13 protein-coding genes are annotated in these 13,559 nt (G+C 64.1%); 5 read left to right on the forward strand and 8 right to left on the reverse strand.

Annotated elements, in window-relative coordinates:
• The first annotated feature begins 4 nt into the window (after nucleotides 1-4).
• From AC1Q6Z_RS11215 to AC1Q6Z_RS11230, 4 genes are all read left to right on the forward strand, one after another.
• Nucleotides 5-796 carry an SDR family NAD(P)-dependent oxidoreductase gene (locus AC1Q6Z_RS11215; RefSeq protein ID WP_492647830.1) on the forward strand — a complete coding sequence of 264 codons (792 nt, stop codon included), beginning with the start codon at nucleotides 5-7 and terminating at the stop codon, nucleotides 794-796.
• Nucleotides 797-1,027: 231 nt separating this feature from the next.
• Entirely contained in the window at nucleotides 1,028-2,011 is a 984-nt protein-coding gene (locus AC1Q6Z_RS11220) for a phosphotransferase (RefSeq protein WP_492647831.1), read from the forward strand.
• A gap of 2 nt (nucleotides 2,012-2,013) precedes the next feature.
• The gene (locus tag AC1Q6Z_RS11225) at nucleotides 2,014-3,342 is read left to right on the forward strand and encodes an aspartate aminotransferase family protein (protein ID WP_492647832.1); all 1,329 of its coding nucleotides are present in this window, start codon (nucleotides 2,014-2,016) and stop codon (nucleotides 3,340-3,342) included.
• 104 nt (nucleotides 3,343-3,446) lie between these two features.
• On the forward strand, nucleotides 3,447-4,142 hold the full coding sequence (locus tag AC1Q6Z_RS11230) for a GntR family transcriptional regulator (protein ID WP_492647833.1): 696 nt from the start codon (nucleotides 3,447-3,449) through the stop codon (nucleotides 4,140-4,142).
• Between the two features lie 35 nt (nucleotides 4,143-4,177).
• Here AC1Q6Z_RS11230 and atzF read toward each other — a convergent pair whose 3' ends face one another.
• The 8 genes from atzF to AC1Q6Z_RS11270 are packed head-to-tail and all read right to left on the reverse strand — an operon-like array spanning nucleotide 4,178 to nucleotide 12,469.
• A complete protein-coding gene (gene atzF, locus AC1Q6Z_RS11235) occupies nucleotides 4,178-5,983 on the reverse strand; it encodes an allophanate hydrolase (protein WP_492647834.1) in 1,806 nt (601 codons plus the stop codon).
• 3 nt (nucleotides 5,984-5,986) lie between these two features.
• Nucleotides 5,987-6,334 carry a cupin domain-containing protein gene (locus AC1Q6Z_RS11240; protein ID WP_492647835.1) on the reverse strand — a complete coding sequence of 116 codons (348 nt, stop codon included), beginning with the start codon at nucleotides 6,332-6,334 and terminating at the stop codon, nucleotides 5,987-5,989.
• Nucleotides 6,327-6,995: a cysteine hydrolase family protein gene (locus tag AC1Q6Z_RS11245; protein WP_492647836.1), complete on the reverse strand. Its 669-nt coding sequence runs from the start codon at nucleotides 6,993-6,995 to the stop codon at nucleotides 6,327-6,329. Before AC1Q6Z_RS11245 ends, AC1Q6Z_RS11240 begins: the two co-directional genes overlap by 8 nt.
• The gene (locus AC1Q6Z_RS11250) at nucleotides 6,995-8,542 is read right to left on the reverse strand and encodes an ABC transporter ATP-binding protein (protein ID WP_256115423.1); all 1,548 of its coding nucleotides are present in this window, start codon (nucleotides 8,540-8,542) and stop codon (nucleotides 6,995-6,997) included. Before AC1Q6Z_RS11250 ends, AC1Q6Z_RS11245 begins: the two co-directional genes overlap by 1 nt.
• Nucleotides 8,543-8,544: 2 nt before the next feature.
• On the reverse strand, nucleotides 8,545-9,243 hold the full coding sequence (gene biuH, locus AC1Q6Z_RS11255) for a biuret amidohydrolase (RefSeq protein ID WP_439617972.1): 699 nt from the start codon (nucleotides 9,241-9,243) through the stop codon (nucleotides 8,545-8,547).
• A gap of 28 nt (nucleotides 9,244-9,271) precedes the next feature.
• Nucleotides 9,272-10,192 (reverse strand): ABC transporter permease, encoded by a 921-nt coding sequence (locus AC1Q6Z_RS11260; protein WP_256115276.1) that lies wholly within the window; start codon nucleotides 10,190-10,192, stop codon nucleotides 9,272-9,274.
• Nucleotides 10,192-11,319: an ABC transporter permease gene (locus AC1Q6Z_RS11265; RefSeq protein ID WP_492647837.1), complete on the reverse strand. Its 1,128-nt coding sequence runs from the start codon at nucleotides 11,317-11,319 to the stop codon at nucleotides 10,192-10,194. Before AC1Q6Z_RS11265 ends, AC1Q6Z_RS11260 begins: the two co-directional genes overlap by 1 nt.
• Before the next feature lie 19 nt (nucleotides 11,320-11,338).
• On the reverse strand, nucleotides 11,339-12,469 hold the full coding sequence (locus tag AC1Q6Z_RS11270; protein WP_492647838.1) for a BMP family ABC transporter substrate-binding protein: 1,131 nt from the start codon (nucleotides 12,467-12,469) through the stop codon (nucleotides 11,339-11,341).
• A 387-nt stretch (nucleotides 12,470-12,856) separates the two neighbouring features.
• Between AC1Q6Z_RS11270 and AC1Q6Z_RS11275 the strand changes: the two genes are divergently transcribed.
• Nucleotides 12,857-13,471, forward strand: a complete 615-nt coding sequence (locus AC1Q6Z_RS11275) for a GntR family transcriptional regulator (protein ID WP_492647862.1) — start codon at nucleotides 12,857-12,859, stop codon at nucleotides 13,469-13,471.
• Nucleotides 13,472-13,559: the final 88 nt, after the last annotated feature.

Below are 13,559 nucleotides of genomic sequence, written 5' to 3' on the forward strand. Positions count from 1 at the left end.
AGCCATGGCCAAACCCCTTCTCGACGGCAAGGTCGCTCTGGTGACGGCGGCTGGATCCGGCATCGGGCGATCTTCCGCGCGTATCCTCGCCGCGCACGGTGCGCGCGTCGTGGTTACGGATCGCGATGTGGCCAGCGCCGAGGAGACGGCGTCCAGCATCGTCGCCGACGGCGGGCTGGCGCAGGCGCATGCCCTCGACGTCACGGACGAAGCGGCCATCGCGTCATTGCTGGATGCCGTGGTGAAGGCGCATGCCGGATTGCACATCTTGCACAACCATGCCGGCATCCAAGTGGCGGGCGCGCTCGAACAAATCGACAGCAACGATATGCGCAAGTCTTATGAGGTCAACGTCGTCGCACAGTTTGCAGCCTGCCGCGCCGCGCTGCCACACATGCGCGCACAAGGCGGCGGCGTGATCCTCAACACGGCGTCCAATGCCGGCGTCTTCCTCGACAAGGGGATGCTTGCCTATATCACGACGAAATCGGCGGTCATCACCATGACCAAGCAGATCGCCCTCGACTATGCAAAGGACGGCATTCGCGTCAACGCCATCTGCCCCGGATGGGTCGATACTTCGTTCAACGGACCTTATGAAACCCAGCTTGGCGGCCGGGCGGCGCTCGAAAAGGTCGTGCGCGATCTGGTTCCCATGGGCCGCTTCGGCCACCCCCAAGAGATCGCCGAGGCCGTTCTCTTCCTGTGCTCCGACCGCTCCGCCTTCATCACGGGCCATGCGCTCGTGGTGGACGGTGGTGAATGCCTGGCCGGTGGCAGCAACTCGTCGGTGTGAAGATCCCGGTGCCAATCGATGAGAGGCGCCAAATGAAGGAAATCGTTCTTGCAAAGTCAAATCAATCGGGCCGCCGGCGGTGAGAGCAGCGCACTGCCTCCGGTCCTCGCCACGACGGATCCGGCCCGCGCGCCGGACAGGACAGGCGGGGAAGGACACTCTCTGCTTGCGAGCTCCGGCCCCAGGATCAGCCCAGGCGATGCGGCCGATCTCGCTCGCCAGTTCTACGGTGTGGACGGCAAGGTCCGCATGCTTTCCTCGGAGCGGGACGCCAACTTTCACATCCAGCTTCCCGGCGGCGAGCAGGCTCTGCTCAAGGTCAGCAACTCGATGGAAGACAGGGCCGAGACCGGCATGCAGACCGCAGCCTTGATGCATATCGCGGCGGTCGATCCGGGCCTGCCCGTGCAGCGTATCCACGCGGCAAAAGACGGCTCTGCCTGGGTTCTCATCGACGGTCCGTTCGGCGACCGTCACATCGTGCGCCTGATGTCCTATATCGAAGGCACAATGCTAAGTGTTGCCGAGCCGTTGCCGGGCCTGCACTTCGAGATCGGCCGCACCCTTGCACGGCTCACTCGGGCGCTGCGCGGCTTCTTCCACCCTTCCAGCGGCCGCTTCCTGCAATGGGATATCAAGCATGCCGGCAGGCTGCGGCCAATGCTCGAGGCCATCGACGAGCCGGCGCTGAAGGCAAGGGTCGCCCGGCTGCTTGAACGTTTCGATACCGAGATCGGGCCGCGCCTACCACATCTGCGTGCGCAGACGGTGCACAACGACTTCAACCCGCACAACATCGTCGTCGACGGCCCGCATGCCGCGCGTGTCACCGGCGTCATCGACTTTGGTGACATGGTGACGACACCGAATGTTTGCGATCTCGCCATTGCCTGCTCCTACCATCTCATCGGCGAAACCGGCTCGCTTAAGCCCGTTGAGGATCTGGTCGCGGGCTACGCCTCGGTCCTTTCCCTTGAACCCGAGGAGTTGGACCTGCTTCCGGATCTGATCCGCCTGCGCCATGCCACCACGCTTGCCATCACGTCCTGGCGTGCACGGAAATACCCGGAAAACGCAGCCTATATCCTTCGCAATGCCGCCGCATCGCGCCGCGGCCTGGAGATCCTCGATTCCCTCGATCCCTCCGCGACGAACGACGCCCTGGCGCGTGCTGCGGCGCGAGGCACCTTAACGGCAAGTGCAGGAAACAACTGACCATGAGCATGGTGAACGCATTCGACCCCACCCGCGTCGGCACGCTTGATCCCGCAGATCTAGGATTGATCAAGCGCCGGGAGAAAGCCCTCGGGCCAGCCTACCGGCTGTTCTACGAGGAGCCCCTGCACCTGGTTCGCGGCGAAGGCGTTTGGCTTTACGACAAGAACGGCAGGGCCTATCTCGACGCCTACAACAACGTCGCCTCGGTCGGACATTGCCATCCCAGGGTCGTCGACGCGATCTCGCGCCAGGCCAGCACGCTGAACACGCATACGCGCTACCTGCACGATGGCGTGGTCGACTATGCCGAACGGCTGCTGGCCACGATGCCGTCCGCACTCGGCCATATGATGTTCACCTGCACCGGCTCGGAGGCGAACGACCTCGCCTTGAGAATAGCCCGCGCCTTCACCGGCCGGCAGGGCGTCATCGTGACAAGCCTCGCCTATCACGGCCTGACGGAGGCCGTTGCAGAAATCTCGCCCTCCCTCGGAAACCATGGGCCGCGCAGCGGGCGGGTGCGGTTCATCCCCGCCCCGAACGCCCTTTTCGTTCCTCCGGCCGAGCAGGGCGCCAAGCTAGCAGCCGATCTCGCGGCCGCCATCGCCGCCATGCACGAAGATGGGATCGAGCCTGCGGCCTTCATCGTGGACACCATCTTTTCGAGCGACGGCCTCTATCCCGATCCGGCCGGATTCCTGGCGCCGGCCGTCGATCTCATCCGCAAGGAGGGTGGCCTGTTCATTGCCGACGAGGTGCAGCCGGGTTTTGCCCGTACGGGTGAAACCTTCTGGGGCTTCCAGCGTCACGGCGTGGTGCCGGATATCGTCACGATGGGCAAGCCCATGGGCAACGGCTTTCCGGTCGCGGGCATTGCGCTGAAGCCGGATCTCGTGGCGGAGTTCGGCGCCAAGGCGCGCTACTTCAACACCTTCGGCGGCAATCCCGTAGCCTGTGCCGCGGGCATGGCCGTGCTGGATGTGATCGAAGACGAGGGCTTGCAAGCCAATGCGCGCAATGTCGGTCGCCATCTCAAGAACGGGCTGGCGGCGCTCGTCGCCGGCCGGGACGACATAGCCGATGTCCGCGGTGCAGGCCTCTTCCTGGCAGTCGAATGTGTCCTACCTGCGGAAGACCGGGCGCCGAATGCCCGACTTGCCGCCTCGCTCGTCAACCACCTTCGCCGCAACGGCGTCCTGATCAGCGCTACCGGCCCGGGTGCGAATATCCTCAAGATCCGCCCGCCACTCGTCATGAAACAGAACGACGCCGACCATTTTCTCGCAGCGGTCGAGACCGCCTTGAAGGCATCGAGCGACGGCAGCTAGCGGTTCGAATAGCGCCGGTTCGCCTGCAACTTCCATTGCATATCGGGCGGAGCTAGCTGGAGGGGGATTTTTTTGATATTGGCCACCCGATATCGGAGAGCTGTATGGGAAAGATCGAGAACAGGACCCTGAATGAGCGCGCTTACGATGAAATCAAGCGCTCGCTAATCGCCGGACATTTTCGTCCGAGCGATGTCCTGGTGACCCGTACTCTCGCCGAATATTACGGCATTTCGACAACGCCGGTCCGCGAGGCGCTCCAGCGGCTGGTTGGCGAGCGTCAGCTCGTCCTTTTGCCGAACCGCTCGGTTGCCGTCCCGGCATGGGATGTCGAGAAGTATCTCGAGCTCGCCCGCATCCGTCGTGAACTCGAAGGGCTGGCCGCCGAACTGGCGGCTGCCAACATCACCGACAAGAAGATACGGGCTCTCGAGAAGGTGCTTCTCGACATCGAAAAATCCATCTCGGCCAAAGACATCTCGGCCTATGTGAACCTGAACCAGCAGTTCCATTTCGCGATCTACGAGAGCGCGAATTCACCACGCTTGCTGCAGATGATCCAGGACGTCTGGGGCCAGGTCGGCCCTTACTTCCTGGAACTGTTCAGCGATCCTGTCTACGAGTCCGTCGCAAACACCGAACACGTTCTCATTCTGGAAAGCCTGAAGGCAAGGGATGGCGCCGGCGTTCGCAAACATATTGTCGCCGATATCGCCAGCGCAGCCGAAGTGTTGGAACCGCGTATTCAGGAGCTGGCGTCTAAGGACGATCGCGTGCTCATAGGCTCGCTCCGTCTATGACAGATCGCCACACGTGCAACGGCGTTTGAAGATTCTCAGGCCGTTATTTCTTGCAAATAGCTGCGCCAGCCGCGGTGGGCCGTGATGTCGAGGGCGTCCGTGACGGCGGAAGCTTCGACGACGAAGCCTTTTGCCGAGCTTCCGTCCTCCAAGGCCAGCGTGCCGATTCCGAGCGGGGCGGGAATTGCGGCGACGAAGCGGCCGAAGGCGTCGGGTGACAGGCTCCACACCTCCACCTCGATGGAGCCGCCGGCGGCGTCCGAGACGCGCAGCAGTCCTGGTTTCGGCGGCACGGTGCCGGCGAGGGAGAAGAGGCGGTATGCTGCGGTCGTGCGGGTTTCGCGCAGGAAATGGGCGCCGAGTGCCTTGAGCTCTCCGTTGAGCGGCATGCCGGAGAGATGGGCACCGACCACAACGAGCTCGATCCGGTCTTCTGGGGAGATGGACAGGGCGAGCTCGGCTTTCGGAAGCGCCCACGCGGTGGCGCCGAGCGCCAGCCCGCTGCGTTCGTGGAGATCACGCGCCAGGGAAGCGACGAGGCCATCCTTGCCGGCCGGCCCGAGCAGCGTGATACTGGCCGGCAGTCCGTCCGTGCGCTTGCCGGTCGGCACGGCCATGCCGCAGAGGTCGAGCAGGTTGACGAAATTCGTATAGGTGCCGAGACGGGAATTTTCGCGGATTGGTTCGGCCGCGAGTTCGGCCAGCGTGAAGTGCCGCGGCGCTGTCGGGACGCACAGCAGATCGACCGAGGCGATCAGCGGCTCCACCTTTTTCTTCAGCGCCTGCAGGGCATAGAAGCCCTTGAAGGCATCGGCGGCGGAAAGCGATTTGGCGCCGCCATAGATCTTGCGTGTCACCGGATGAAGGCTTGCCTCGTGCGCATCGAAGAAGGGCTGGATCGCCGCATAACGCTCCGCCACCCAGGCGGCTTCGTAGAGCAGGTTCGCGGTGGCATAGAAATCAGCGAAGGGCAGCTCTACGAGCTGGTGGCCCATGGCTGAAAGCGTGGACAGCGCCTCGGCATAGGCCGCCGCCATCGCGTCGTCGCCGAAGAACTGCCGGTCGGCCAGCGCCGGAACGCCGATCTTCAGCACCGGCGGGGTGGCACCGTAGCCGATGGCCAGGATCGCCCTCGAATAGGGATCGGTCGCGTCCGCCTGCGCCGCAACCGAAAAGACCCGCCAGGCATCGTCGACGGTGAGCGCGAAGATCGAGACGCAGTCGAGCGTGCGGCAGGCGGGGATGACCCCGCTGGTGGAAAGCGCGCCGACCGTGGGCTTAAGGCCGATTATGTTGTTGAGGCCCGCCGGAATGCGGCCTGACCCGGCCGTATCCGTGCCGAGCGCGAAGGAGACGATGCCGCGCGCCGTCGCGACGGCCGAGCCCGAGCTGGAGCCGCCCGGCACAAGCGTCGGATCGATGGCGTTGCGCGGCACCGGAAAGGGCGTGCGCACGCCGACGAGGCCGGTCGCGAACTGGTCGAGATTGGTCTTGCCGATGACGAGCGCGCCGGCCGCCTTCAGCAGTCGCACGACGGTCGCGTCCGTTTCCGGCATATAGGCATAGTCCGGGCAGGCCGCGGTCGTCGGCATGCCTGCCACGTCGATATTGTCCTTGACGGCGAAGGGGATGCCCCAGAGCGGTTTTACGACGGGATCGAACGGACCGAGTGCGGCGGCGGCGGCCTTCACGGTGTCGATTTCGGCAAGATGCAGGAAAATCCCCGGATCGTCCGCCGCGGCAATACGTGCATAGGCCTGGTCGATCACGGCATCGACAGCAAGACCGGCCGCATAGGCCTCGTACAGCGAGGCGATGTCGAAGGGTTGGTCCATGCTCATGCTCTACTCCGCTTCCAGTATTGTCACCGGCCGATCCCACTGGATCAGCACCACGCATCCCGTGTCGCTCCAGATCGAATGTTCCGTGCCGATGGCATTGACGATATAGGACCCGGCGCCATAGTCGCCAGCTTCGTCCGATTGGGTTCCGGTCAGCACGAGGATCGTCTCCAGCCCCTCATGCCGGTGGCGCGGCACGCCCGCGCCGGCCTCATATTTCAGCAGCGCCACGCCGGGCTGGTCGTTCTCGAAGGGCTTGATCCAGTGGATCGTCACGCCGGCGCGAAAGGAGCCGAACTCAAGGTCCTTCCAGCCGCCGGAGATAAGGTTTTCGCGGGTCGTCTCAGGCACCGTCTATTCCCTCCAGCACGTCGTCGAGTTTCGCCGTCCAGCCGACGATCGCGCCCTGCGCGCGGATCATCGCGATGGCTGCGGCCTTGAATTCCGGAAAGTAGCTCTCCGTCGCCTCCTCGACGAGCAAGCATTCGTAACCTCGGTCGTTCGCTTCGCGCATGGTGGTCTGTACGCAGACCTCCGTCGTCACACCGGCAAAGACGAGCTGGGCAATGCCCTTTTCCGCGAGGATATTGCCGAGCGGCGTCGCGTAGAACGCGCCCTTGCCCGGCTTCTCGATCACCACTTCGCCGGCGATCGGCGCAAGCTCCGGCAGGATGGCGGTGCCCGGCTCGCCGGCAATCAGGATGCGGCCCATCGGGCCTTCGTCGCCGATCCGAAGCGTCGGCGCGCCGCGGTTGCGCTTGGCGGGCGGCAGGTCGGAGAGGTCCGGCCGGTGGCATTCCATTGTGTGGATGACCGGCAGGCCGGCGGCGCGGAACCCCGCGATCAGCCGTTTGACATCCGGCACGATCGCGGTGACCCGCGACACGTCGTTGCCGAGGCTCGCGCCAAAACCGCCCTCCTCCGCAAAATCGCGCTGCATGTCGATGACGACGAGCGCCACGGCGTCCTTCTTCAGCGGAAAGGCGAATGGCTCTGCCCTGATCTCCACCATCAATGATGCCCCGCCATATGCGCTCCAATCACAGAAATGTCGGCCTCGCGCGCCGGCGTCTCGTAGACGAGCTTGCCTTCCGACATCACCATGATGCGGTCCGACATTTCCATCAGCTCATCGAGATCCTCCGACATCAACAGCACCGCCGCTCCGGCATTCCGCGCCTTCATGATGCGCGCGCGAATCTCGGCGACGGCCGAGAAATCGAGCCCGAAACAGGGGTTGGAGACGATCAGCAGGTCGACGTCGCCGGTGAGTTCGCGGGCAAGCACCGCCCGCTGCACATTGCCGCCGGACAAGGCCGCGATCGGCGAGGCGGGCGAGGCCGTCTTCACCTTGAAATCGTCGATCAGCGACGAGGCACGCTTCTTCATGCCGCGCCCGTCGAGCCAGATCGCCTCCTTGCCGCCCTTCGCCACGTCGAAGGTGCGGAAGGCGAGGTTTTCCGTCACCGTCATGCGCGGCGCGCAGGCGTTGGCCAGCGGCTCCTCTGGAATGAAGCGCACATTGTTCGCGCGCGTCTCCGGCCGCGTCGCGCCATAAGCCCGGCCCTTCACGGTCACCTCGCCCGTCTCCGCCGCCCGCTGGCCGGCGAGCACTTCTGCCAGTTCCTTCTGCCCATTGCCGGAAATGCCAGCAATGCCAACGATCTCGCCGGAGCGCACGACGAGGTTCTCGATATCGATCATCTTGAGGCCCGTGCGGTCCGGCGCCCTAACCTTGCTGACGGAGAGGACGGCCCTGGCGCCGTCGCTGACCGGCAGGCGCGTGTCGAGCTCGGCGAGCTTCACGTCGCCGATCATCATGGCCGCCATGTCAGCGGTCGAAAGGTCCGAGACGAGGCCCGTGCCCGTGAGCTTGCCGCGCCGGAGCACGGAGACTGCGTCGGCGAATTTCGTGACCTCGTGGAACTTGTGGCTGATCATCAGCACGGTCAGTTCGCCGCGCTCCGTCATGCCGCGCACGAGGCCGAGCATCTCGTCGGCTTCGGCGGGGGTCAGAACGGAGGTCGGCTCGTCGAGCACGAGGAAACGACGGCCGAGATAGAGCTGCTTGACGATTTCCAGCTTCTGCTTTTCACCCGCCGCAAGCTCGCTGACTGGCCGGTCGAGCGGGATGGTGAAGGGCATCGTTTCCATGAAGGCGGCAAGGGCCTGCCGCTCCTTCGCCCAGTTGATGACGGCCGGAACGTCGGTGCGGTTTATGACGAGGTTTTCCGCCCCCGTCAGCGAAGGAACCAGCGTGAAATGCTGGTAGACCATGCCGAGCCCGAGGGCTGCCGCATCGCGCGGCGAGGCGACCGCCACCTCGCGGTCGTCCACCTGCAACTGGCCGGCGGTCTGGTGGTAGAAGCCCATGATGCATTTGACGAGGGTGGATTTTCCAGCGCCGTTTTCTCCAAGCAGGGCATGGAAGGTGCCAGCGGGCACCTTGATCGAGACATTGTCCAGTGCCGTGAAGGCACCGAAACGCATCGTCATGCCGACCGTCTCGATGCCGACGGCGGGGACGGTCTTGAACGGGGGGATATTGCCGACAAGCATGGTCATGGCAGCTGCTCCACCAGCGTTTTCGAACTGGAGACGGAGCCGAAGACGCCACCCTGCATCTTCACCATCTTGATGGCCGCGAGGTGGTTGCCGTGGTCGGTCGCCCCGCAGCAATCTTCGAGAAGAAGGCATTCGAACCCACGGTCGTTCGCCTCGCGCATGGTCGTGGAAACACAGACGTCCGTGGTGATGCCCGTGAGGATGATGTTCTCGATACGCTTCTGGTTGAGGATGAGTTCGAGGTCGGTGGCGCAGAACGAACCCTTGCCGGGCTTGTCGATGATGACCTCGCCTTCCAGCGGGTAGAGTTCCGGAATGATGTCCCAGCCCGGCTCGCCGCGCACGAGAATGCGGCCACACGGTCCCGCATCGCCGATGCCGGCATGGATGCGCCGCGAGCGCCAGCGCTTGTTGGCGGGCAGATCCGCGAGGTCCGGGCGGTGGCCCTCGCGGGTGTGGATGATATGGTAGCCCTTGGCGCGCATGGCCGCCAGCACGGCCTTGATCGGCGCGATCGGCGCCTGCACCAGCGAGAGATCATAGCCCATATGATCGACATAACCGCCCTTGCCGCAGAAGTCGGTCTGCATATCGATGATGATGAGGGCGGTGTTGTCGGGCCGGAGCTTGCCATTGTAGGGCCAGGGATAGGGATCGCCTTCGATGAAGGACAGCGTCTCGGTGTCGGCGGGCATGGGGGCGAGGCTGTTCATGGGGTCGCTCCTATTTGGTGATCGAGAGTGCGCCGGGGGCACCGGCGAGCGAGCGTGTCGGCGAGGAGGTGGCGATGAGGATTGCGAGCGTCAGCACATAGGGGGCCGCGTAGAACAGGTAATAGCCCTGCGTGACGCCGACCGATTGCAGCGCCGGGCCGAGCGCCCCTGCCCCACCAAAAAGCATGGCGGCGAGGAAGCAGCCGATCGGGTTCCAGCGCGCGAAGATGACGAGCGCCACGGCCATCAGGCCCTGGCCAGAGGAAATGCCCTCGTTCCACGAACCCGGATAGAACAGCGAGAGATAGGCCCCGCCGATCGCCGCCAGCGCCCCGCCGACGGCGGTGGCCAGCAGGCGCACCGTATCCGGGTTGAGGCCCATGGCGCGCGCGGCATCCGAACTGTCGCCGACGACGCGCAGGATGAGACCGATCCGCGTGTTGCGAAACGCCCACCAGAGGAAGACGGCAAGTGCGGCGCCGATGAGAAACAACACATTGATGTTGAGGGCGGCCTGCACCTGCGGAACATCCGACCAGCCGCCGAAGGGAATGGACGGCAGTTTCGGCGCCGAAGGCTGGATGAAGGGCTTGCCGAGGAAGAAGGCGAGCCCCAGACCGAACTGCATCATGGCGATGCCGATCGCGATGTCGTTGACCTTCGGGAACTTGCAAATCCAGCCGTGAACGAGGCCGAAGACGGCGCCTGCGGCCATAGCGGCCAGCACACCGAGCCAGGGCGACAGTGTCATCACGGCAACGCCGTAGGCCGTCATCGCGCCGAAGACGAGCGTGCCTTCGAGCCCAAGATTGATGCGGCCGGAACGTTCGGTGATCGCCTCGCCGAGCGAGACGAAGATGAAGGGCGTGGAGACGCGGATGGCGCCGGCGAGGATGGCGAGCGGAACGCCCCAGAGACCGATATCCTCCATCACGCGCTCCTTTTCCAGAGATCGGGGTTGAACAGGCGGAAGCGCCCGTAGAGCGTTTCGCAGAAGAGGATGACGACGAAGAGCGTGCCCTGGAGCACGAGCACCGTCGCATCCGGCAGGCCCATGCGCCGCTGGATCAGGCCGCCCGAGGCATCGATGCCGCCGAGCAGGATCGCGACGGGAATGATCGCCAGCGGATTGTGCCGCGCGAGGAAGGCGACGAGGATGCCGGTATAGCCGTAGCCTGCGGCGAGCGACGCATTCGCACTGCCCTGCACCGCCGTCACCTCGATCATGCCGGCAAGCCCGGCGAAGGAACCGGCGATCGCCGTGAAGCCGACGATCAGCCGCCCGACCGGTAGGCCCTGGATCTGCGCCGCCCGCACGTTGCCGCCGGCAATGCGCGCCGCAAAACCGAAGCTCGTCGCCTCGATGAGGATATAGGAGGCGATGCAGGCGACGACGCCGATGACGAGGCCCCAATGCACGTCCATGCCAGGGATGTTGCCGAGCATGTATTCCGCCGGCAAGGGCGTGGTGGACGGCTTGTTGAGGCTTGCCGGATCGCGCAACACGCCTTCGATCAGGTGGTTCATCAGCGCGATGGCGATATAGGCGAGCAGCAGCGAGGCGATCGTCTCGTTGACGCCGCGATAGTGGCGCAGGAAACCGGAAAGGCCGATCCAGACCGCACCGATCGCCATGCCGGCCAACCCCATCGCCACCCAGACGACGAAAGGCGGCGCCGTGCCGATCATCGGGAGCGCGATCGCGGCCCCCGCGACCCCGCCCAGCACCACCGCCCCCTCCGCGCCGATGACGACGAGGCCGAGCCGCGCCGGCAGCGCGACGCAGAGCGCCGTCAAAAGAAGGGGGGCGGCCCGGCTCAGCGAGTTCTGCACCGAAAACCAGCTGCCGAAACCGCCGGCATACATCAGCTGGAACAGCTGCACCGGCGACTTGCCGAGGATGGCAATGAACAGCGAGAAGAGCGCGAGGCCGACGAGGATCGCAAAGAGTGCGATCGCCAGCGGCTCCGCGCGCCGCGCAAGCCATTCCAGGAGGGGCCGGATCTGTCCGGCCCGCTCCGAGAGCGGTGTGATGGGCATGTTGGCTTCGATCGTCATGACGTCGCCTCCGCTCGGCTTACGAGGTCGAACCGACGACGCCTTCGACGAGATAGTCCATGCTTTCGAGCTCGATCGCGTCCTCCGCGAAGGCCTGGCCCTCGGCGACCACCACGTTGCCCTTGTTGTCCTTGATGCCGGCCTTGAAGACCGAGAAGCTGCCGCCCATCATCTCGGCGAGCGTGGCGTCGAAGGCCTTGCGCGCTTCCTCGGAAACGCCCGGGCCGAGCGGGCTCATCTTGACGAAACCGTCCTTGAGGCCGCCGCGCACGAAGTTCCCGAGCTTTTCGCCAGCCTGTGCCTTCTTGACGAAGTCGGTATAGACGTTGCCCCAGGCCCATTCCGCGCCGGTCAGGTATTTTTCCGGCGCGAGCGGGCTCTGGTTGGCGTGATAGCCGCAGATGAAGGCGCCGCGGCCGGCCGCCGTCTCCACCACGACCTTGGGGCTGTCGACATGGCAGGTGATGACGTCGGCGCCCTGGTCGATCAGCGCGTTCGTCGCCTCGGCCTCCTTGACGGCGAGCGACCATTCGCCGGTGAAGATCACCTGGCAGGTGATGGCCGGATCGACCGAACGGGCGCCGAGCAGGAAGGAGTTGATGTTCTGCAGAACCTGCGGGATCGGCTTGGCGGCGACGAAGCCGATCTTCTTGCTCTTCGATGCGTAGCCGGCTGCAATGCCGTTCAGATACTGGCCCTGGCCGATATAGCCGAAATAGGAACCAGTATTGGCCGGATGCGTGCCCTCCTTCCACAGGCCGCCGCAATGGCGGAACTGGGCGTCGGGATATTTCTTCGCCATGTCCAGCATGTGGGGGTCGAAATAGCCGAAGGAGGTGGGAAACAGCAGCCCGGCGCCATCGAGGTTGATCATCGATTCCATCGTCTTCTGGACATCGACCGTTTCCGGGACGTTTTCCTCCTCGACGACGGTGACGCCTTCCATGCTCTTGAGCATGGCGGCGCCTTCGGCATGGGCCTGGTTGTAGCCATAGTCATCCTTCGGGCCGACATAGATGAAGCCGACGGTAAGGGCCGCCTGCGCCATGGCGGGGGAAAACAGGCCGGACGGCGCAAGGCCGACGACGGCGGCGCCCATGACAGAGGTCCTGAGGAAATCGCGGCGGGAGAAAGGAAGGAGTTTGGTCATCAGAATGCTCCTTGCGAGGAATGGAAGCCAGGTCTGGCAATGCAAGAAAGCAATGCAACGCCTATGCCAGATTCATAAGCTGTTGTTTCAAAATGATTTATTTTGGGAGTGGATTCAGCGTTGCGAAAAGTGCATGCAGTTTTGTGGCGCGCGTGATGATTTTTCAGACGGATGCAATTAAATGGCTAAAATTTAATCGTCTCTTGTCGAACTTCACAGACGATCCCCAAAGTCTTTTGAAATAAATATTATTATAATCATATGCTTAGTTGTCATATTTGACAGCCACTCATCGGGAATGCATCTGTATGCAGATCGAGGAAAGATTCGCGCGTGGCAGAGAAAAGGCAGAGACAGGTCGTGCGGGCCGGAACCACCGTCGAACAGATGGTGAAGGCGATCGCCGACATGATCGTGACCGGCACGATGCAGCCCGGCGAGAAACTGGACGAGTTTTCGCTGGCGGCGCGCTTTCAAGTGTCGCGCACCCCCGTGCGCGAGGCCCTGCGGGAGCTCGGCGCCATGGGACTGGTGGAACGCCAGCCGAACCGCAGCGCTGTCGTCACCAATGTGTCGGGAGGCTATCTATCCTCGATGTTCGAGGCGATGGCGGAGCTGGAGGGCGTCTGCGCGCGCCTCGCCGCCGGGCGCATGACGGTTGCCGAGCGGCGCGCGCTGGAACTGTCGCACCACACATCCATGCGGCTCGTACGGGACGGCGCCGAAGAGGACTATGCCGCCTACAACGTCGAGTTCCACACCAGGCTCTACAATGGCGCGCACAATGACCATGTCTTCGAACTGGTCACGCAGACCCGCGCGCGCCTTTCCCCGTTCCGCCGCGCGCAGTTCCGCCTCCCCGGCCGCCTCTCCAAATCCTACAGCGAACACCAGGACATCGTCACCGCGATCCTGCGGGGAGACGGCGAGGCAGCCGGAAAAGCCGCCTACGCCCATGTCTCGATCGTCAGCGACGCCAGCACCGTCTTCGCCGCGGATTAGGGGCGGCGTTTAGAGCGCCTTCTGCAACTCCGGCAGCGCCTCGAAGAGATCGGCGACGAGGCCATAGTCGGCGACCTGGAAGATCGGC

The sequence above is a fragment of the Shinella sp. GW835-FHT14H05 genome (assembly GCF_058793575.1).